Here is an 18,631-nt window from a genome sequence, read left to right on the forward strand (position 1 = left end):
TATCCATCAATCCCAAAGGGTTGATTGATAAAAACAGATCGATATGATGAACAATGTGCTCAATGGTTTCCATGCGAGTTACATCAGCAACAATAATTGCACCCTGAGCTCCTTTTAAATAAGTTGGTGAAATTCCCTTAAATTTAGTATGACCTTCTAAATCCCAAATCATCAATTTTATATCCAGCAGTTCTGATCGGGTTTCATCCTTAAATTTTATGATTTTGCGGGAAATTTTCACTCCGACTGTTGAAAGATATTGGTCACTAAACACACCCTCCACAAATCGGCGGATTAGGCTAGTTTTGCCTACACCAAAGTCTCCAACTAGGCAAATTTTTCGATCAATAGTGGACATTGTTACTGGTTGCTGACAACTGGTTTGAACTCTCGGGGATTGTAAACAGTTGTTAAGAGATGGGCGTGGCTCCACATCTGAACAAGTTTACGATATGATTTCTTCAGCGGACTTGAACACCTAATTGCTCACCGACCGTATGTTCCCAGACAGCACTATGGTTTTAGTGTTAGTGATCTATTGCAGTAGTTGGATCACCTCCTGATTTGAGATTTAATACACATTTAATATACAAGGGACTAAAGTCCATAACTTGTTGTGATCTCCTAGCTAAACCAAAGGGGCTTTCAACTGGATTTCTTGGTAAACGGATCAAATACGACACATCGATTTAACCACAGCGGTTGACTAGCATCAACATCTGGGGGGCGTTTGCCAACCCCACGCACTTGCAGCCGCTTGGGATCAATGCCTTGCTGAACAAGCACATCTTTTACCATTTGGGCTCGTTGTTGTGCCAATCCCTGATTTTCGGTAAGTTGACCCCTAGGATCGGCGTAGCCGATTATCCTCAGGTGCTTTTGAGGATACCGCTCCAGAAATTCCTTAATTGATCGGATTTTAGTGCCTATATCCTCTGGTTTCAACTGGGCTGAACCAAGATCAAAGTAGATCCGGCTGGTAAGGTCTGATCCGTGGAGTTGTAAATTGTTCTCGACCGACTTGACACCAGGAATGTTCTCAAAGGCTTCGGTAATCTTAGGGAAATCTTTAGCATAGAGTATCGCTCCTTTTACGGTCACCCTGCCTTCTGTATAAGATGCTACAATTACCACTCCATCCATTTGATTCAAGGTGTTTCTCACCCGTTGGACTTGAGCTTTGGTTAACTCATCAGTATAAGGGAGTTCGATCACCTCAATTCGATTATCCAACGCTAAGTTAGGGGCCGCAGCTTTGGCAATTTGCTCGACGTTTGAGCGCAGAGCCTGATTCGGTAGCTGTCCAGCTAGCTTTAGTCTCTGGCGATTGGCTTTAACTGTTAAACCATAATCAGACACTTCTGGGGCATAATAGGCGAGGGCAAGTTGAGTTTTTTGCTCAATGCGACGGTTTATTTTAGCCCTATGCTGATAAATTCCCCCAAATACAGCGATTAAACCCAGAAGCCCCAAGCCAACCACCAATAAGGCTGGCGGTTTCTTGCCTTTTTTCCGATTTTCCTGAGTATCACGACGCCCTTGACTAAGGGATTGATCTAATAAATTTTGTAAAATTCCCTTGACTCCCACCGGGATAGTTGTATGATATCCATCAAAAGACTTGATCGGTTTACCATAATGGGTAATAATAGTTTCTAGGCTTTCCCGCAACTGATTAATGAACTGGTGGGTGGGTTCCCCTTGAACTAACACCGCCAGGTAGCAGTATCCCTCTACTTCCAGGATGATCTTGGATGTACCATAGTCAATAGCATCGATTTCTGCCACATCCCCAGACTGAGCGATACAGTCATTGACAAAGCTACGGATAGCGGTGAGCATCCCTGCTACCATATCTGACTCTAGGTGCTGGCTGTCAGAGGGTTGTACCTCAGCAATCACTAAACCAGAGTCTTTATGAATCAAAAAGATCGCTCGCGCCCGAAACAGCATCACCTCCCGAAACAGCAATTCCGCTTCAGAAACTCCCTGCACCTTAGCGCGAATCTTGCGCTTAATTGCTTCAACGCTGAGGGCATTTTCCAGTTTCTCATTGATAGCTCGGATTTCTTCTGCTAAGTATGTGGAAATGGTACTGCCAATGACCGGATACAGAGCATTTACCATGGCGTCTCGCTCAATTATAATCTGTTGCCGGATCGCTGCTGCCATTTCTGGTGCGATCGCAAACCCAACTTCCTCTGGACACTCCATGATCCGGGAGGAAATAGCTATTGGAACTGCCGGAGCGATCGCTTCTCCCACACACACTTTATCCTGTTGAGTTCTGTGGTCAATGACTTCATCAATGATGGGAGTCAGGGAATCGGTAACCGAGGTACTGAACTGAGCTACTGTGAGATCCAGGAGCTTAGCCATCACTGGTAGCAATAGATTAATCAATTCTTGAGGTTGATAAATCCGATGCTCAAGCCTGCCTTGTCTCTGGGCTAGCCTTTCTATCTGGTCACGAAACTCTGCCATTTCTGGAGATATCACCAGTTCTTGTAAAATCTCAGCCAAGGTGTCTAATTCCTGGGAGGTGTCGTGATCAGACTTTGATTGCAGGTCTTGGTTGGTTTTTGTGGTTTCGGATTGGACTAACTTCTCAGCTAATACTGGATCTTCGGAATTTTGAGGCATTTGCGGCAGATGCTCCTTTGGTGTAGGAAGCTGTGGTGATGGGTTCTGATCGGGAAAAACTTTGACACCGAAGGATTGGGGTTGATCCCTTTCTTGAGCTAATGGTTCTTTCTCCTGAACCCTAGACGGGAGGCTGCTACTCCCACGGTCAGTTTGAGGTTCAATAGCCGGAACCTCAAGGTCACCGGATGAATCGGATTGTTTAATAGTGTCTCGCTGATCAGAGGTCATCCCTTGCTGCTTAGAGTTAGGATGTTGGCTAGGTTTATCCCTGTGATCAATAATCTTGAGGTCAACGAGTAAATTAAGTAAATCCTTCAACTCGTCTTCTGTACTCGAATTGACCTCAATTGACTCTGATCTAGAATTTTCCGGCTGAGAGGCATCAGCCGGATTTTGGTTTGAAAATGCCACTGGTGGCTATCCGTTACTATTTAACCTTTTGCAAAAATCAGCGATGCTCTGAAAGAGCCGCTACGCGAACGCACCTTGATTTAAAACTAATCTTAGCGAGAAAATCAAGTTAATTTTTGTTACTGACATTGCCGGACTGTGCCAAGTCTATTCCAAAGTCTGAGTTTGCTTGATTAACTGGAGATGCTCGTCATCATTAGTAGCAGTTTTCTCCATGACCGTACCATTATGACCTTTGGTCTGTGGTAACCCAGACCACCCATCACTAGCTTCTTTGAGTGCTGGAACCAATTCAGTCCCTTTGAGCCTCAAACCCAACTCTAACAACATGTCTCCGAGATCTGCTTTCGAGGCTTTGGCATCTTTGAGCTGTGCAAATTTAGTTTCCAGCTCGGCCAAGATCTGCTTTCTGAGATTGATCACATCTTGCTGATGCTGTTCTTTAGTTTTTGAAAGTTCCTTCTTTAGGGAGGTTGACTGCTTGTAGACTGTCTCGTCGAGCACCTCAATACTCTTAGAAAACTTTTTGTTGAGCAGCTCAACCCGCTCCTGAATCTCATTCCTCTCTTCGGCTGCAGTTAAACTAAGAGTACTTATTTTTTTTTCCAGGGAATCTACAGCAGCAGCCATTTCTTTTGAGAGAGTCGTTTTGATCTGCTCAACGCGATCGCGTATTTCCTGCTGCCACATAGATAAGTCAGACTCTATCTTCGTGAAGCGAGTATCATACTCTCGCAGCTTAGAGCCTACTATTATATCACGTATCTTCTCAAGATTTCCCAGTCTTTCCCGCATTTCTGCTTTATTGATTCCATCCATGACCATAAAACTCAAATAAACAATAAACACTTAACCATAAACAATTACTAGCTTGCCTTGAATTCAAGGAGCGTGCCATTTATGTTATCAATCAGATGCTGCTTTCAACCGGAACCGTTGTGTGACAAACATCTTTACCCCCATCACTAACGATACAAAATACCTAAAACCTATTACTATTAGCTTAAAGCCAATACCCTTAATCATCTGCACCAAGGATTTCTGCTTGACCGAGTAGGGGGTTGGTCAGGGGAAACTGGAAGCTTGTGGGATTTATGCATGGGCATGAAAGTTCCGTCTTATATCAAGTCCGGTTGAATACCCATCAATCTTGTAGATTGATGGGGAGATAGGGATATCGCCAGATGGGACAGATTTTTAGGAGATTTTGATTCAAAATCCCCGTTGATACTATATCAACGGGGATTGGTTACTCTTCGCTTTCGATTTCGGCTAAAGATTTCCAGCCTGCTTGCCACAAGCCAGGATCTTTAAGCTGTTTAGCATTCAGCCAAAAACGGACATTCGGGTCACAAGAAGCCACCATTTCAGCAAACACCCACTTTCCTTGGTTTTTACGATTGACCACTTGGAAATGCCGCCAGCCCCAAGTTTTCTGTTTAGCTGTCCATTTTGAACCCACAAGATGAGGGAATTTCTGTTTTTGAGCCATTTCCTGTATGGTCTGGTTTCACTTTCCCACTGAGCACTCACAACTTAGCACTACGAAGAGAGTTTACGCCTTGCCAGTAGACGTGCGGCTAGGATACCGCCGATAAAACCAAATAAATGTCCTTGCCAAGATACATGGGGCTGTGAAGGTAAGACACCCCAAACTAAACCACCATAGAGGAAGCCGACTAGAATTGATAGAAAAATTGAGGGTAGGTTTCGTTCAAAGAAGCCTCTAAATAGCAGAAAACCTAGGTAGCCAAAGATCAGCACACTTGCCCCAATGTGAACTGAATTGGGAGCGCCCAACAGCCAAACCCCAAGACCACCAACCACCATGGTGATGCTGGTAACTACGAAAAAGTCGCTAGTTTCTTGCAACATTACAAACCAGCCTAGGACAAGAAAAGGTATAGTGTTGGAAATCAGATGAGAAAAACCACCGTGGAGAAAAGGGGCAAATAAAATACCCCGCAGCCCAATTGGGTTGCGGGGAATGATGCCATATAGATCAAGTTTCCTTCCAAAAATGAATATATCCACCAGCTCTACAATCCACATCAGAGCGACCCATCCACCGAGAATGATTGCCTGAGTTTGTAACTCACTGGTTATTGATTGTCTTTCCTGCCTAGTCATTGTTGATGAGTTTATGGTGAACAATAATATCGAAACCAATAGACAAATACTGACATTGGCTTACTTCGCAGGTGTTGCTCCATGTCTACAGACTAACTTAATTGATCAAGGCAATTAACCAATGACTAATGACTAATAACTCAACTAATAACTAATAATTATAAATATTTACAGGTTCTATCGCCTCTGCTAGCTCAAATCCAAATACCCGGGAGTAAAAATACAACTCCCCTTCCAGAGTCCGTTTAATCGTTTCTGCTTTACGAAAACCGTGTTGCTCCCCTTCATAGGTAACATAGGCTACAGGTAACCCCTTAGCCTTCAAAGCTGCCACCATCATTTCTGCTTGGTTAGGGGGGACTACCTTGTCTTCTAGCCCCTGGAAGAAAATTACAGGACACGAAAGTTGGTCTGTGAAATGAATAGGCGATCGCTGTTGATATAAATCTTTACGTTCTGGATAAGGACCGATCAAGCCATCTAGATACCGGGATTCAAATTTGTGGGTATCCTTGGCTAGTACCTCCAAATCACTTACACCGTAGTAGCTAGCGCCAGCTTTAAACACATCTCGGAATGTCAGAGCAGCTAGAGTTGTATAACCCCCAGCACTTCCCCCTGCAATGGCCAGTCGCTCACCATCAACTAGTCCTTGCTCAGCTAGGTACTTTGCTCCATTGGTGCAGTCATCAACATCCACAATTCCCCAGTTGTTTTTAAGGCGTTGACGATAGTCCCGCCCATAGCCAGTACTGCCTCCATAGTTGACATCTAGGATGGCAAAACCACGAGAGGTCCAGTATTGAATTTTTAGGTTAAAGGTACTGGAAGTCGCTGCCGTAGGTCCACCGTGGCTTTTGACAATTAGGGGTGGTTTTTCGGAGGTTGGTGCAGTGTAGTCTTTGTTTTGTGGTGGGTAGAATAAACCATAGGCGGTCAGTCCATTAGTTGTGGGAAATGCGATCGCTTCAGGCTGCGATAGATAGCCAGTATCGATAGCTAACTCACGCTTACTCCTCAGTACATTTATTTGTCCATTTGTCAAGTCCAACTGAACAATAGCGCTTGCTTCTGTTACAGAACCAGCGATAAAAACCGCTTGATTATCAGCTACCTTTAGGTCGGAAATACTGGTGTATGGTGTAGCAATCACCGACCGCTGCTTCGTTTTTAGGTCAATACTAGCTAAATGCCAGTTTCCTTCCTGAGTATAGGTACATATGATTCGATTGGCACCATCGAAGCCATAAGTAGACATACCAAAGACCCACTGGGGTAGTCCAAACTCGGCTTCCATTTCACACAGGGGTTCGATTGCCCCTTGGCTTGGTTGCCAGCGGTAGAGATTCCACCAATTAGTGCGATCGCAAACAAAGTAAAGGACACCATCTGGTGACCACTCTGGCTGAAATACCGACTCATCCCCCCCACCAGCAATAGGCTCTGCAACACCTATAGAACCATCGGTTAAGATTGGAGCTACCCATAGTTGAGTACCATCCCAGGGCATATGGGGGTGATTCCAGGTTAGCCAAGCGAGTTTAGAGGAATCCGGACTTAGGCGCGGCGAGGAGTAAAAGTCACAGCCAGAGGCTAGCACTTGAATATCTTCACCGTTTTCTTGGCTGATGCTAACCAAGGTATTGACTGGTTCCCCATCCACCGTGTGGTTTTCTCCCACACAGATTATACGTCCCCGTTGCTGGTCAATTACCCCATCACCATAGCGCCAGTTAGCTATGGGGGTTAGGGGTTGGGGTTTTGAGCTTGGGGTTTGTTGGTACAGACGTTGGTCAGCAAAATTAGAGAAGTAAATTGTGCCATCCTTAACCGCAAAAGCACCACCACCATACTCGTTAACCCGAGTACGAGCATTGAAGCGCTCGGGAGTCAGATCAACAGTTTTGCCATCAGGGGTGCGTCGCACGATTACATTGCGTCCAGCTTCCGCAGGTCGCCCTTCAATCCAGTAAACATCCTTTTCATCAAGGGCAATGCTGCCCAACCTAACGCTGCTTTGAACAATCATGTCAGCGGTAATAGGGGATTTCCAGGAACCATAGGGAACAAGGTGTGGTGGTTGGGTCATGGAAAAACTGCTGTAATTGCCTCTAACTTGCTTGGGCTCTATCTACTATCATAACCTGACTACGTGTCCATGGTTAGCGTTAAAGTAGGGATTCCCGTACATTTACCCAAATCGGGCTTGCTTAAATGCATCCGATTGCGCTAAAAGAGTATAGAGGGGCTTCCTTGCCGTACAAAACTCTACAGATCGGCGCATTAACGCAAAGGGGAAGCATTGTAGTTCAGGTATTAGCAAAAGCCAATCCAACAACAGAATTGATTTAGAGATTTTAGAGTATGACTCAAACAGTTACTCACCCCATGGTGAAGTTGCAACGCCATGTGCGTTCACTGGCTGAATCCAATATTATTAAACCCAGTGACAGCCTTTGGAAAATTGCCCTGCTCTATGGGGACAAATGGTCCCACTGGAAACAGGAACTGACTGAATTCGGGTTTACCATGCAAGACCCGATCAGTGACTTACTAGCTGTGGAAGCCTGGGACGAAGAATGATCTGATCCAGTGTCAGGTTAAGTACTTATCGATCTCTGTTGTTCGTAAGAATGAAAATTGACAGAAAATTGACAATTAAAACTTGTCAGTGGTCAATTTGCTATTAACAATTTGCTATTAACAATAGAAAATTGACAATTGACAAAAGGCGATCAACGGGGATCAACCATTTTTAGAAGTAATTAACCGGACTTGATCTGACTTGTTTCGCTCCCGTTTGGTGTCCACGCTTCAATCGGTGGAGCTTGGCTATGGATGAGGATACAGCGCGGGTAGGTTAGTATATCCTTTCTTGATTCCCTTGCCCCCCCTTATCCTAATCACTAGGGATCGCCAAATTCTGGCCGTGAAATTTCTGCTCATATTCTAAGACGCCGACTCCTAAATACAAGCAACCAAAGCCTGGATCAGCTCTTTTGCCGTTTGGTAGCGATCGCAAGCTCTTGGTTGGCAAACCCGCTCAATTACTTGCCTTAATTGGGGAGTAACAGTGGGAACGCCTGATACATCAAACCGATATCCTGAACTACGCCTTTGATAATACTTTAGAGGAGCTTCCCCGGTGAGCAGAAATATTAGAGTTGGGCCAATGGCGTAAAGATCCGATTGAGTGCAAGGCTGACCTCGGTCTTGTTCAGGAGCACTATATCCCTCGGCACCAATCCGTGTGCCTGGTATTGTGCCAATTTCTTTAACAGCACCGAAATCCAACATCACAATTCGGTTATCTCGATGGCGCACCATCAAATTCGCGGGCTTAACGTCTCGGTGGATTAGAGGCGGCTGGCGGTCGTGGATGTAGTCTAAGATATCGCAAGTCTGAATCATCCACTCTACTGCCTGGGGCAAGGTGATTGGTCCAGTGCTCAAGACACGTTTTTCTAAATCTTCACCGTGGATCAGAGCCATTGCTAAGTATTTTTTCCCCCCTTCCACAAAAAAGTCGTAATACTGCGGAATTCCGGGATGATTCAGGGTTTTCAGGGTGCGAGCCTCTCGTTCAAACAGTTCTTGAGCCTTGGAAATTTGAGCCATGTCAGCATTCATTTCCTTCAGTACTAGTAGGAGTGGGTATCCATCCTTGCTGTTAACTTTGTCCCAGGCAAGATAAGTGGTTCCCATTCCCCCCTGTCCCAATGTCCGCAAAACATGGTAGTTGCGAATGACTCCCTCGACTGGCACCAAGGGTTGACCACAGTGAATACAGAACAAATTGCCTGGTGCATTGCCTTGGTGTTGGCATGGCTTAGTAGTCTCAGTCAAGGGCTTGGGTGCTAGGGAAGGTAGTTGCTGGGTTTGAACTTGGAATTCCAGCCTCGGACCTTTCTGGGCTAGCTGAATCAGAGCCTTTTCCGGCAGCACCCCCTGGGAAACCAAGACACCATTGAGGAAGGTGCCATTGGCACCCTGATTGACCAACTGCCACATCGGACCCGATGGGGAAGCACTAGCCCTGAGTTCCAGGTGATGTCGTGACACGATCGGGTCATCGACAATCACATCATTATCAGGAGCACGACCAATGCGAATCGTAGATTTGCTCTGAAAGCTCCACTGCTGCACTGGAGTGGGGCTTAACGGATCTAATAGGGTCAGTGTGACCATAGTCAGTTGTCCTTTGTCCAAAGTCCTTTGTGGGTTTTATCCTTTGTGGGTTTTATCCTTTGTGGGTTTTATCCTTTGTCGGTTTTATCCTTTGTCCAAAGTGACTAACTAGAATCTACTGGCAGCTACTAATCACATACAACTAATCACCTAATGACTAATCACATACAACTAATGACTAATCACATACAACTAATCACCTAATGTAATTTTGGTTGAGCCAAGTTTGGTCGCACCTTCACCCGAACTAGGATTAGTGTAATGTTGTCGTGACCATTATGCTCATTTGCCAGCTCAATCAAGTTAGCCAGACCCTGATCGAGGCTAGCTCGGGAACTTAGTAAAGGCGCTAAGTGAGTTTGCCAGTGATTTTCCAACAGGTCATTATCTGACAAACCATCAGAACAAAGTAAGAATATAGTATCTTCTGCGATATCTATGAATTGCACATCCGGATTTAGGAATTGCTCACTGCGCGGTCCAAGGGCTTGAGTTAGTTGATAGGCATCAGGGCGAGAGTAAGCCAGCTCTGGATCTACTCCGTGCTGGATTTCTCGTTGACCCACCTCGTGGTCTATAGTGATTTGCTCTAAGCCCCGTTTGCGAGTTAGACGATAGACCCGACTATCTCCGACATGGACAATCCCTACCTTGGTATTTTGAATCAACATCATGACTAGAGTCGTACCCATGCGACCGCTGCCAGAGCGAGCATTTTGTTGGTTGATATCGAAAATCGCTTGATTTGTTACATATACCGATTTCCTGAGACTATCTTCTGTGGGAAACTCGTCTTGCCAATTTTGTTTAAAGTAATTCTGGAGTACCTCTACTGCCATAGAACTGGCTACTTCCCCAGCCGCATGCCCTCCCATGCCATCGCAGAGAATATATAAACCACGAGCTTGTATAGTTCGACCAATGGGATTTTCCTGCTTTTTGAGTTGGGTCTCGATGCCAAAACAATCCTCATTATGATCTCTTTGATGACCAATATCTGTACTACCGAGATCATCGAGACTCTGCAAGCTCATTGGCAACAGTACCGTTGGCATGTCATCCCCTTGTTGCTCTTTTCCTGGTAGATCAGACAATAATTCCTGGCTATCAGGAGGTTCAGTGTCTGCCGTTGCCATTTCTGAGAGTACAGCCTCAGTTAATTCCATACCGGATTCGTATGGGTCAGATTCTTGTTCGTCAGCAATCCCTTGCAGATGCGATCGCAATTCCTCAATGGTTTCAATTTCCTTAGTACACAACTGCCGGACAACCGTTGACAAGGAGGTAAATTGGGTTCGCTGGGACTCGTTAAATAATCGTTGCCACAGTTGTCCCAAATCCTCTAAGGTTAGCGGATTTTCCTCCATATCCGGATATAGACGCTCCAAACCTAGTGCTTGGTCTTCATCCACCCGGAGATTCGTCAGTTCCAACAGACTCTGACGACAATGCCAAGGCTCTAGAGCTTGCCAAAGCTTTGCCATTTCATCGAGCCAGTATAGGATTTGCAGTTTAGAAAACTCTTCTGACCCCCACAACTTACTCAGTAACTGCCATTCTGAACGGTTTTCTAGCAGGATTATCGCCTTACCATTTTGCTGCCAAACATCATGAATTTCTGGCACACTAGGATAACATAAGTCCTTGAGAGCCAAATAGGGTTTAGCACTCTGTGGGATATCTAGGACTTTCCAAACGTCTACGTTTTCTTTCGAGGAAGGTTTTGGCTGCTCTTGGGTTGTCGATATATCGAATTTCTCTGGAGACAATTTTGTTTGATTAATCAGGGTTTCTAGGGGAGACTTTTGTAACGGTTGGCAGTCCAAAACTGTGACAAAGATACTATGGTCTGTTGTCTTACTTTCCCCTATCTGAGAGAGTTTCTCAGGTTCTAGTACTCTGTAACGCTTACCTTGGTCTAGATAGACAATTGTTGCTGTTTCTGAAGTTGGGTTTTCGAGATTAAGAATTGACCAGGTGGAAGCTTCAGTAGATTGAGGTTTCTTCTGTATTGGGCTAATCTCTAGTAATGGCTCCTCTCCAGATTCTAGTTCCACTTGATCACAGCCACCTCTGTTGTTTATCGATGCTTCATCAGCGTTGACTGTTGATGCTTGGGACAAGGTGCCATCATCCCCTGGCTCTGTTAGTATAGTATCCGATTCCGTTAGCCACTCTTGTCTTGTTTCTAGGAATGATGCTGGCTGGGTTAGTTCCCTCTCGGTCTGGTCAGACTCTGGTTGCGACACCGCTACTGCCGTAGCCTGATCAGTTGACACCTCAACTGGGGTTTGAGGAGAATACTGCGGGGAGGTTGCCGAATTTTGCTGCTTAGAAATAATTGCCCTCCAAACCGTTCCTGTGAACGCACCGCAGTTGTGACAAGTTTCAGCATTTAGGGGCACTTGGCTAGCGCATTCATGACAAGTTTTATCGGTTAGGGAAGTTCCACATCGTTGACAAAACTTGTTGGTATTTGGGTTCTCGAACTGACACTGGGGACAAACTAACATAATGGAACTTCCTTAATCCTTAAATTCCGCGCTTTGGTGGGTAACTTTTAAGATTTAATCTAACTGCCATCTAGTTGGCCACGCTGTAATCTATAATGGCAGCTTTTAGCAGCATAGCCTGATTACAATTTTTACGCTCTCGTGCCATGTCATGCTATAATTAAAGAAATTTTTTAAGTAACTATTTTTTTTCTAGGCTACACCCTATAGTCTACCCAGGGAGCATAGGGGGGATAACAACCAAACGGGAAACTAGCTCTATTATCGCTCCCTTATGGCAAAGCCTCTCCTCTTACTACAGCAAACAGCTGCTATTGTTATACACAAAACTTTAAACTTTTTTGGCGGTATGGCTAATAATATATTATATCTATCTCAGTAGAGCTTCTACTCTCGGGTCAATCTGGGCAAGCTTTTGTTTATGAACATTAAGCTATCTTTAATCATTGCTGCTATCTTAGGGGTAACTATAGCAATTGCTCTTCATCTATCATCTGCGCAACCGGTCAGCATATCCCTAAAAACTAATGATAACTCCAGTAAGACCATTCAACATCAACAAGCCAAGACAAAAAAGCTTGAATTAATCTTAAAAACTAAGACCTGTGTAGAGTGTGATCTCATGGGTTTTGATTTGAGTGGAGTTGACTTAAGTGGAGTTGACTTTAGCAGAGCTGACTTTAGCCAAGCTAACTTATCCGATAGTAACCTAGAGAAGGCTAAACTCAAAGATGCTAAAGTGATTGGTGCTCGTTTGGAAAATGCGAAGTTAACCTCTGCTGACTTAGATGGCGCTGATTTTAAAGATACTAACTTGAAAGGTGCTGATCTCAGTGATGCTAATCTGCTCAATATCCGATTGGCTAATGCTGATTTAAGTGCTGCTATTCTTAATCGTACTGAGCTTCGAGAAGCTGACTTGACTGGTGCCAATATGGAGCATGCTGACTTGAGTCATGCTAGTATTTATGGTGCAATTTTGAGGGAGGCTAATCTAACTAGTGCCAACCTTTATAAAGCTAATTTGCGTTACGCCAATTTGCAAGATGCGGTATTGAAGGGTACTAATCTAAAAGGTGCTGATTTACAATTTGCGGTTATGCCTGATGGGAAAACTGTTTATGGCACAGATGATTACTAATTTCTGGTAAAAAAAATTAGGCGTTGGTGAATCAAGCGATGAATAGGAGTAGAGTGGGCATCCTGCCCGCCAGAAAATATATTGAAACTGGCAAGATGCCAGTTCCACGCCTGATGTGCCTAGGTCAAGCGCACCTAAAAACGCTTAAAATCATTCCATTATTAAGCAACGCCAAAAATTAGGCTGCTCCTGGATTAAGTCGCCTCATTTCCCAGGTGGTGTAGGTACCAATCGGACTCCAAATTATGTAGGGAAGTAGTAACAAAAACGCCACCAGGGATACGGGATAAATCAGTAAAGCCAGGATAAGACTTAATAAGGCACCTGTGCCACCAATAATGGTGCCAACTGTGAGGCTACGAAATAGGAACATCACGGGTGTATAAGCGATGGTGATGATTTCTAGTAGTAGATATAAACCCATCAGCAACCAGGTGCTTCGGCTACCTGGGTCATTTTCCCAAACTATATACGCTGACCAAGCACCGCAAATAAAGATAGTTATCCAGATCAGGGGAATTGCTCTCTCGAAGGTGAGCCATTGCGGACGACGTAGGCGATAGAACCATCTGACTCCTTCGGGTGTGGTGATTAAGTTACCAGCAAATGCTACTAGCAGGGTTACCAGTCCAATTACCATCCAAGATTTAATCATGATTTTGGCCTTGCTCCTAAATTCCCAATTTCCTCAAAAATGAGCAAAAATGTCTTGAATATAGCGGTTTTAAAGGGTATGAGGGACAGATTCCTCGGTTTTAGGGAACAGCGGATCTGGGAACAGCGGATCTGGGAACAGAGAACAGCGGATCTGGGAAAAAACCTATGTAGCTTATAGTTATGAAAAGCGCTGTATACTAAAATAATCGAAAAATACGTCTTCCCTCCTCTCCCCACACTCTTACCCCGATTCCCGATTCCCAATTCCCGATTCCCAATTCCCGATTCCCGATTCCCGATTCCCGATTACACCCTTCTGCTCAACTAGTTCTTAGATTTATTTGTTATAATACTTGATAATTTTTGGATAAATTCTGCCGTGAATTCAGTAAAGGCTTTGGCTCCAGTTGCTTGGGGTTCATTGATGACTACCGGTCGAAACTCATCCACGGCTTTGGCAACCGCAACATTCCTGGGAATTTCTATACTAAAAATTTTGTCTTTCCCAAAATTATCGGTCAATCGGTTCTTGACTTGTGTAGCCATATTGGTGGCGTGACCAAGGGAGAAAAACAGAATCCCAATCAGGGTTATGCCAGAGCGATCGCTTTGTACGAGCTTTTTGATCTGACCTTCTTCCAGGATGCCAATCCCAACCACTGATAAGGGTTCAGGTTTGGCAGGAATGATATAAAAATCACTAGCAATAATTCCACTACGAGTGATAATATTCTCACTTGGAGGGAAATCCAATAGAATAAAATCGTAGGTTTGTTGAACTGGCTCAAGGGCACGCTTAATTAAATAATTCTCTAGCTGATTCCAGTTGTTTTCAAACTCTTGGGGATTATCCTTTGACTGAGAAAACAGCAATGCAGCCAATAGAAAATCATTGTAGGTTTCGATATCCCCTGGCAATAAATCTAGTCCATCGACTCGACAAATATTGCGCTGAATCGCTTGTTCAATGGGAATATATGCCTGAGTGGGTGACTGAATGACTTGATTAATTATTTTTTTTAAGGTTCGGTCTTCCTTCTTGAGTTTAGCAAATTGGACTGGAGGCATCAGGCTTAGGGTAGCATTAATCTGGGTATCGAGATCTACGATTAATACTCGCATGCCATAATCTTTGGCAAGACAGGTAGCAAGGTTGACGGTGGTGGTAGTCTTGCCAACACCGCCTTTCATATTGACTATGGAAATGGTGTATCCCAGTTTTGACAAAAAGAAAGAGGTAATATAACGTGAAAGTCATTGCAGTATACCATAACAAAGGCGGCGTGGGGAAAACCACAACGGTGGTTAACCTAGGGGCAGCTATCCGAAAAAACCGCAAAAAAGTGCTTGTCATCGATCTTGATAGCCAAGCTAATGCTACCTTTGCTACCGGACTGGTTAAATTTCATGACGAAGCATTTGATGATATCAAAGAGTGTAATATTCTCCATGTTTTGCAATCTGAGGAATTCTTCTCAATCTCGGAAGTAGCTAGAAAATCTGAATTCAGCAATCCAGAAATTGATGTGGTTCCTGCTCACATCGATCTGATGAAATATGAACTTGATATGAATCAGCTTGATTTTAGCCTGCTCATGCTGATGGATAAACTAGAGGATGTTAAAACTTACTATGATGTGGTAATTATTGATACCCCTCCCTCTTGGAATTTATATGCTAGAATTGCTTTGATCACTGCTGACTTTTTAATCATTCCTTCAGACCTCAAGCCTTTTTCTAATCAAGGCTTACTGAATGTGAAAGATTTCATCAGAGCGATTAATGGCTATAGAAAACAAGTCAAGATTAAGCCGCCCCTTAAGGTTTTGGGAGTGTTGCCTTGTAAAATAGCAACCAATAATATGTTTATACAGCATACCTTGCCAAAACGGATAAAAGCAATTTCCGAACGATATGGGTTTGATGTGATGAAGAGTGTTATTTTCGATCGAGATGATTTGGCAAAATGTGCTGAACAAGTTGAAAAAGTAGACAATCAGGATATACCGTATCCTGTGTCTGTGTTGGATTATAAGCCCTATTCTATGGCTTCAGAAGAATTTAGGTCTCTTGCCCAAGAAGTTTTGGAAAAAATAGGCATGTAAACTATAGGGTTTGTATTTGATAGGTGAACATAAGATTGATGGTAAATCGGGAATCGGGAATCGGGAATCGGGAATCGTCAATCGAATCGGTAGGGAGTAGGGAGCAGGTAAGAGGTAAGAGGAAATAGGGAACAGTAGTCAAGATATCAAAGGAGTTTTTACTGTTATGATAAATTAAGATTATTTTTCGTGATAGCATTATAAATGCTATATAAAAATCCGTGTAGTAATTGTGATAATTATTGTCCCCTAATCCCGACTCCCGACTCCCGTTCCCCTCCTGGGAGGGGTTAGGGGTGGGTTCCGATTCCCTACTCCCTACTCCCTACTCCCTTTACATTAATGATAATGACAGAACGCCTAATTATTTTCAGCCGCTATCCAGAGCCCGGAAAGACTAAAACCCGGATGATACCAGCTCTAGGAGCGGATGGTGCGGCAAACCTTCAACGTCGGATGACCGAACATACTGTTGCCCAGGTCAAGGAATTAACAACTGGTCGCCCTGTGTCTGTAGAAATCGATTTTGCTGGTGGTAATCAACAGCTAATGGAGAATTGGTTAGGCTCGACTCTGGTCTGTAAACCTCAGAGTGATGGGGATTTGGGCAAGCGAATCACTTCAGCGTTTGAGTTATCGTTTGCGGAAAGTATGACGAAAGTTGTGATCATTGGTATTGATTGCCCCGATTTGAATAGTTCGGTGATGAATCAGGCATTTGAGGCTCTAGACAATCATGATTTAGTACTTGGACCAGCCAAGGATGGTGGCTACTATCTGGTTGGTCTAGGTCGATTGATTCCAGATTTGTTTGTGGGAGTGAGTTGGGGCACATCTGAGGTTTTGCAGCAAACGGTGGATATTGCTAACAGTCTTAACCTAACTATGGCGATGCTTTCCGAGCTTACTGATGTTGACCGCCCAGAGGATTTATGGGTAGTATCAAATTTGATGGGAGTAGGGAGTAGGGAGTAGGGAATCGGGAATCGGGAATCGGGAACAGGGAGTAGGGAGTAGGGAATCGGGAATCGGGAATCGGGAATCGGGAATCGGGAATCGTGGCACAGGCTTCTAGCCTGTGATGTAGCCCATAAGCTGATAGCTGATAGCTGATAGCTGATCACTGATAGCTAATAGCTAATAGCTTACATTTTGGAACTTTTAGCACTATGGAGTTTTTCTGAAAATATTGTAATCAGCTCCATCATGTCTGTAACTAATTCTTGTTCAAGGCTGATGTCTTCTGATGACTTGTTGATAATTATTACTTCTGTCTTGAATTCTTCACACATAGCAAAGACTAATTCAGCGCTAACTCTAAGCAGCCTATCTTTGTGAGTAATGACAAGTCTGCCAACATTCCCCTGCATGATGCGCTTGAGCAGTTTCTGTAAGCCTTTATTTTGGGAATTGATTCCGGCACCTGAATCTTGAATTGTTTCATACTGCCAACCATTAGCAGTACTAAAAGACTCTAAAATTTTGATTTGCTTGACTAAGTCTTCTTTTTGGTCTTGATCTGAAATACGGGCATAGTTAATGGTTATGCGATCATCGATCTGACCGACATTCCGTGGTGTAATGTGTTTGATATCGGCTACATAAAATCGCCGATGGCCACTGGGAGAACGTTGTGACCTAATCTTTCCTGCGTCTGCCCACCTCCTTAAGGTTTTAACTGAGACTCCTAGCTCACTGGCTGCTTCTCCAATACTAATGGTTAACCCTGACATGTTGGATTTCTCACCTTATTTGAATCTAGTTTGTATTTAGTTTACCTTTTATTATATCGCTATTACGTAATAAATGTCTAAATATGGATAGAAATTAAGGGAACATTGGTTATTTCCTAGTCAGGGATGCTAATTTGTCAGAAACAATGCTAAAGCTGTTGCGTGATAGTAAAAATTTCAATTATCATCCCGGTTCTGAATGAGGCTAGTCACATAGCTGATACTTTGGCTACGGTTAGGGAAGCGTCTAATGTGGAAGTGATTGTGGTAGATGGGGGCAGTCATGATGAAACCGTTGCGATCGCACAATCACTGGGTGCTAAGATTATAGCTGCTGGTACCGGTCGCGCTAGTCAAATGAATGCTGGGGCTGCGGTGGCTACCGGAGATATTCTACTGTTTCTCCACGCTGATACCCGTTTACCAACAGGATTTGATACGTTAGTTCGCCAAGGGTTACAAGACTATGACACCGTGGCTGGTGCCTTTGAATTAGCCATTGATGCTAACCTGCGGGGGGTAAGGCTGATTGAACGGATGGTGAATTTGCGATCGCGTTTTTGCTCTTTGCCTTACGGTGATCAAGCTATCTTTATCAAGACTAAGGTGTTTACAGACCTTGGTGGTTTTCTTAATCTACCGATTATGGAAGATTTTGACTTGATGCGACGCCTCCGCCACCTAGGTAAAATAACTATCCTTAATCAACCTGTCTTAACATCAGGACGCCGCTGGCAGACCTTGGGGGTTGTCAAAACTACATTAATTAACCAACTGGTGATCGTTGCCTATCATTTGGGGGTTTCTCCTCACCGGATTGTGGGTTGGTATCGTCGGGCAAAGGGGTGAAGGAATCGGGAATCGGGAATTGGGAATCGGGAATCGGGAATCGGGAATCGGGAATTGGGAATCGGGAATCGGGAGTCGGGAGTCGGGAGTCGGGAATCGGGAGTCGGGAATCGGGAGTCGGGAATCGGGAGTCGGGAATCGGGAGTGGGGAATCGGGAATTGGGAATCGGGAATTGGGAATCGATGTGTGACTATTTATAAAATCATTAGCTTTTGTATACTAAGCGTACCCACTATTTTTTTATAAATAGTCATACA

20 protein-coding genes are annotated in these 18,631 nt (G+C 44.1%); 7 read left to right on the plus strand and 13 right to left on the minus strand.

What is annotated here, in order from left to right:
* The 6 genes from F6J94_RS13660 to F6J94_RS13685 form a co-directional block, all read right to left on the minus strand.
* Positions 1-358, minus strand: a 358-nt coding sequence (locus F6J94_RS13660; RefSeq protein WP_293040891.1) for a Rab family GTPase, incomplete at its 3' end; no start/stop codon positions are given.
* A 287-nt stretch (positions 359-645) separates the two neighbouring features.
* On the minus strand, positions 646-3,057 hold the full coding sequence (locus tag F6J94_RS13665; RefSeq protein WP_293040892.1) for an OmpA family protein: 2,412 nt from the start codon (positions 3,055-3,057) through the stop codon (positions 646-648).
* 147 nt (positions 3,058-3,204) lie between these two features.
* Positions 3,205-3,876 (minus strand): hypothetical protein, encoded by a 672-nt coding sequence (locus F6J94_RS13670; RefSeq protein ID WP_293040894.1) that lies wholly within the window; start codon positions 3,874-3,876, stop codon positions 3,205-3,207.
* 430 nt (positions 3,877-4,306) lie between these two features.
* Positions 4,307-4,549 carry a TIGR02450 family Trp-rich protein gene (locus F6J94_RS13675; RefSeq protein WP_008181697.1) on the minus strand — a complete coding sequence of 81 codons (243 nt, stop codon included), beginning with the start codon at positions 4,547-4,549 and terminating at the stop codon, positions 4,307-4,309.
* Between the two features lie 50 nt (positions 4,550-4,599).
* On the minus strand, positions 4,600-5,187 hold the full coding sequence (locus tag F6J94_RS13680) for a rhomboid family intramembrane serine protease (protein ID WP_293024226.1): 588 nt from the start codon (positions 5,185-5,187) through the stop codon (positions 4,600-4,602).
* Positions 5,188-5,338: 151 nt separating this feature from the next.
* Complete coding sequence (locus tag F6J94_RS13685; protein WP_293040896.1) at positions 5,339-7,276, minus strand: S9 family peptidase; 1,938 nt, start codon at positions 7,274-7,276, stop codon at positions 5,339-5,341.
* A 275-nt stretch (positions 7,277-7,551) separates the two neighbouring features.
* On the opposite strand from F6J94_RS13685, the gene F6J94_RS13690 reads away from it, so the two are divergent.
* A complete protein-coding gene (locus F6J94_RS13690; RefSeq protein WP_071103068.1) occupies positions 7,552-7,770 on the plus strand; it encodes a DUF4327 family protein in 219 nt (72 codons plus the stop codon).
* Positions 7,771-8,151: 381 nt separating this feature from the next.
* Here the strand turns inward: F6J94_RS13690 and F6J94_RS13695 are convergent, their stop codons facing one another.
* Both F6J94_RS13695 and F6J94_RS13700 read right to left on the minus strand, forming a co-directional pair.
* Positions 8,152-9,375 carry a protein kinase gene (locus tag F6J94_RS13695; RefSeq protein WP_293040898.1) on the minus strand — a complete coding sequence of 408 codons (1,224 nt, stop codon included), beginning with the start codon at positions 9,373-9,375 and terminating at the stop codon, positions 8,152-8,154.
* A 200-nt stretch (positions 9,376-9,575) separates the two neighbouring features.
* The gene (locus F6J94_RS13700) at positions 9,576-11,888 is read right to left on the minus strand and encodes a serine/threonine phosphatase (RefSeq protein ID WP_293040900.1); all 2,313 of its coding nucleotides are present in this window, start codon (positions 11,886-11,888) and stop codon (positions 9,576-9,578) included.
* A gap of 421 nt (positions 11,889-12,309) precedes the next feature.
* Here F6J94_RS13700 and F6J94_RS13705 point away from each other — a divergent pair, with 421 nt between their 5' ends.
* Entirely contained in the window at positions 12,310-13,029 is a 720-nt protein-coding gene (locus F6J94_RS13705) for a pentapeptide repeat-containing protein (RefSeq protein ID WP_293024216.1), read from the plus strand.
* A 178-nt stretch (positions 13,030-13,207) separates the two neighbouring features.
* Here F6J94_RS13705 and F6J94_RS13710 read toward each other — a convergent pair whose 3' ends face one another.
* Positions 13,208-13,684 (minus strand): TspO/MBR family protein, encoded by a 477-nt coding sequence (locus F6J94_RS13710; protein WP_293040902.1) that lies wholly within the window; start codon positions 13,682-13,684, stop codon positions 13,208-13,210.
* Positions 13,685-14,010: 326 nt separating this feature from the next.
* Positions 14,011-14,913 (minus strand): ParA family protein, encoded by a 903-nt coding sequence (locus tag F6J94_RS13715; RefSeq protein WP_364302603.1) that lies wholly within the window; start codon positions 14,911-14,913, stop codon positions 14,011-14,013.
* Positions 14,914-14,933: 20 nt separating this feature from the next.
* Here F6J94_RS13715 and F6J94_RS13720 point away from each other — a divergent pair, with 20 nt between their 5' ends.
* A complete protein-coding gene (locus F6J94_RS13720; protein ID WP_293040904.1) occupies positions 14,934-15,791 on the plus strand; it encodes an AAA family ATPase in 858 nt (285 codons plus the stop codon).
* 1 nt (position 15,792) lies between these two features.
* Here the strand turns inward: F6J94_RS13720 and F6J94_RS13725 are convergent, their stop codons facing one another.
* Positions 15,793-15,990 carry a hypothetical protein gene (locus F6J94_RS13725; protein ID WP_293024209.1) on the minus strand — a complete coding sequence of 66 codons (198 nt, stop codon included), beginning with the start codon at positions 15,988-15,990 and terminating at the stop codon, positions 15,793-15,795.
* A 43-nt stretch (positions 15,991-16,033) separates the two neighbouring features.
* Between F6J94_RS13725 and F6J94_RS13730 the strand changes: the two genes are divergently transcribed.
* Both F6J94_RS13730 and F6J94_RS13735 read left to right on the plus strand, forming a co-directional pair.
* Positions 16,034-16,192 carry a hypothetical protein gene (locus tag F6J94_RS13730; RefSeq protein WP_293024207.1) on the plus strand — a complete coding sequence of 53 codons (159 nt, stop codon included), beginning with the start codon at positions 16,034-16,036 and terminating at the stop codon, positions 16,190-16,192.
* On the plus strand, positions 16,140-16,766 hold the full coding sequence (locus F6J94_RS13735) for a TIGR04282 family arsenosugar biosynthesis glycosyltransferase (RefSeq protein WP_364302608.1): 627 nt from the start codon (positions 16,140-16,142) through the stop codon (positions 16,764-16,766). Before F6J94_RS13730 ends, F6J94_RS13735 begins: the two co-directional genes overlap by 53 nt.
* On the opposite strand, the gene F6J94_RS13740 is transcribed toward F6J94_RS13735, so the two are convergent.
* Positions 16,734-16,856 carry a hypothetical protein gene (locus F6J94_RS13740; protein ID WP_293040908.1) on the minus strand — a complete coding sequence of 41 codons (123 nt, stop codon included), beginning with the start codon at positions 16,854-16,856 and terminating at the stop codon, positions 16,734-16,736. The genes F6J94_RS13735 and F6J94_RS13740 overlap by 33 nt on opposite strands.
* Positions 16,857-16,936: 80 nt before the next feature.
* On the minus strand, positions 16,937-17,524 hold the full coding sequence (locus F6J94_RS13745; protein ID WP_293024203.1) for an IS607 family transposase: 588 nt from the start codon (positions 17,522-17,524) through the stop codon (positions 16,937-16,939).
* Between the two features lie 162 nt (positions 17,525-17,686).
* On the opposite strand from F6J94_RS13745, the gene F6J94_RS13750 reads away from it, so the two are divergent.
* Both F6J94_RS13750 and F6J94_RS13755 read left to right on the plus strand, forming a co-directional pair.
* Entirely contained in the window at positions 17,687-18,373 is a 687-nt protein-coding gene (locus tag F6J94_RS13750) for a TIGR04283 family arsenosugar biosynthesis glycosyltransferase (RefSeq protein WP_293040910.1), read from the plus strand.
* Positions 18,349-18,564 carry a hypothetical protein gene (locus F6J94_RS13755; protein WP_293040911.1) on the plus strand — a complete coding sequence of 72 codons (216 nt, stop codon included), beginning with the start codon at positions 18,349-18,351 and terminating at the stop codon, positions 18,562-18,564. Before F6J94_RS13750 ends, F6J94_RS13755 begins: the two co-directional genes overlap by 25 nt.
* Positions 18,565-18,631: the final 67 nt, after the last annotated feature.

The sequence above is a fragment of the Moorena sp. SIO1F2 genome, assembly GCF_010672755.1.
In the GTDB taxonomy this organism is placed as follows: Bacteria; Cyanobacteriota; Cyanobacteriia; order Cyanobacteriales; family Coleofasciculaceae; genus Moorena.

What these genes read in the sequence shown, in the direction of transcription:
- F6J94_RS13670 (WP_293040894.1), bottom strand. Translation starts at nt 3,876, where the DNA reads ATGGATGGAATCAATAAAGCAGAAATGCGGGAAAGACTGGGAAATCTT.
- F6J94_RS13675 (WP_008181697.1), bottom strand. Translation starts at nt 4,549, where the DNA reads ATGGCTCAAAAACAGAAATTCCCTCATCTTGTGGGTTCAAAATGGACA.
- F6J94_RS13680 (WP_293024226.1), bottom strand. Translation starts at nt 5,187, where the DNA reads ATGACTAGGCAGGAAAGACAATCAATAACCAGTGAGTTACAAACTCAG.
- F6J94_RS13685 (WP_293040896.1), bottom strand. Translation starts at nt 7,276, where the DNA reads ATGACCCAACCACCACACCTTGTTCCCTATGGTTCCTGGAAATCCCCT.
- F6J94_RS13690 (WP_071103068.1), top strand. Translation starts at nt 7,552, where the DNA reads ATGACTCAAACAGTTACTCACCCCATGGTGAAGTTGCAACGCCATGTG.
- F6J94_RS13695 (WP_293040898.1), bottom strand. Translation starts at nt 9,375, where the DNA reads ATGGTCACACTGACCCTATTAGATCCGTTAAGCCCCACTCCAGTGCAG.
- F6J94_RS13700 (WP_293040900.1), bottom strand. Translation starts at nt 11,888, where the DNA reads ATGTTAGTTTGTCCCCAGTGTCAGTTCGAGAACCCAAATACCAACAAG.
- F6J94_RS13705 (WP_293024216.1), top strand. Translation starts at nt 12,310, where the DNA reads ATGAACATTAAGCTATCTTTAATCATTGCTGCTATCTTAGGGGTAACT.
- F6J94_RS13710 (WP_293040902.1), bottom strand. Translation starts at nt 13,684, where the DNA reads ATGATTAAATCTTGGATGGTAATTGGACTGGTAACCCTGCTAGTAGCA.
- F6J94_RS13725 (WP_293024209.1), bottom strand. Translation starts at nt 15,990, where the DNA reads ATGCTATCACGAAAAATAATCTTAATTTATCATAACAGTAAAAACTCC.
- F6J94_RS13735 (WP_364302608.1), top strand. Translation starts at nt 16,140, where the DNA reads ATGACAGAACGCCTAATTATTTTCAGCCGCTATCCAGAGCCCGGAAAG.
- F6J94_RS13745 (WP_293024203.1), bottom strand. Translation starts at nt 17,524, where the DNA reads ATGTCAGGGTTAACCATTAGTATTGGAGAAGCAGCCAGTGAGCTAGGA.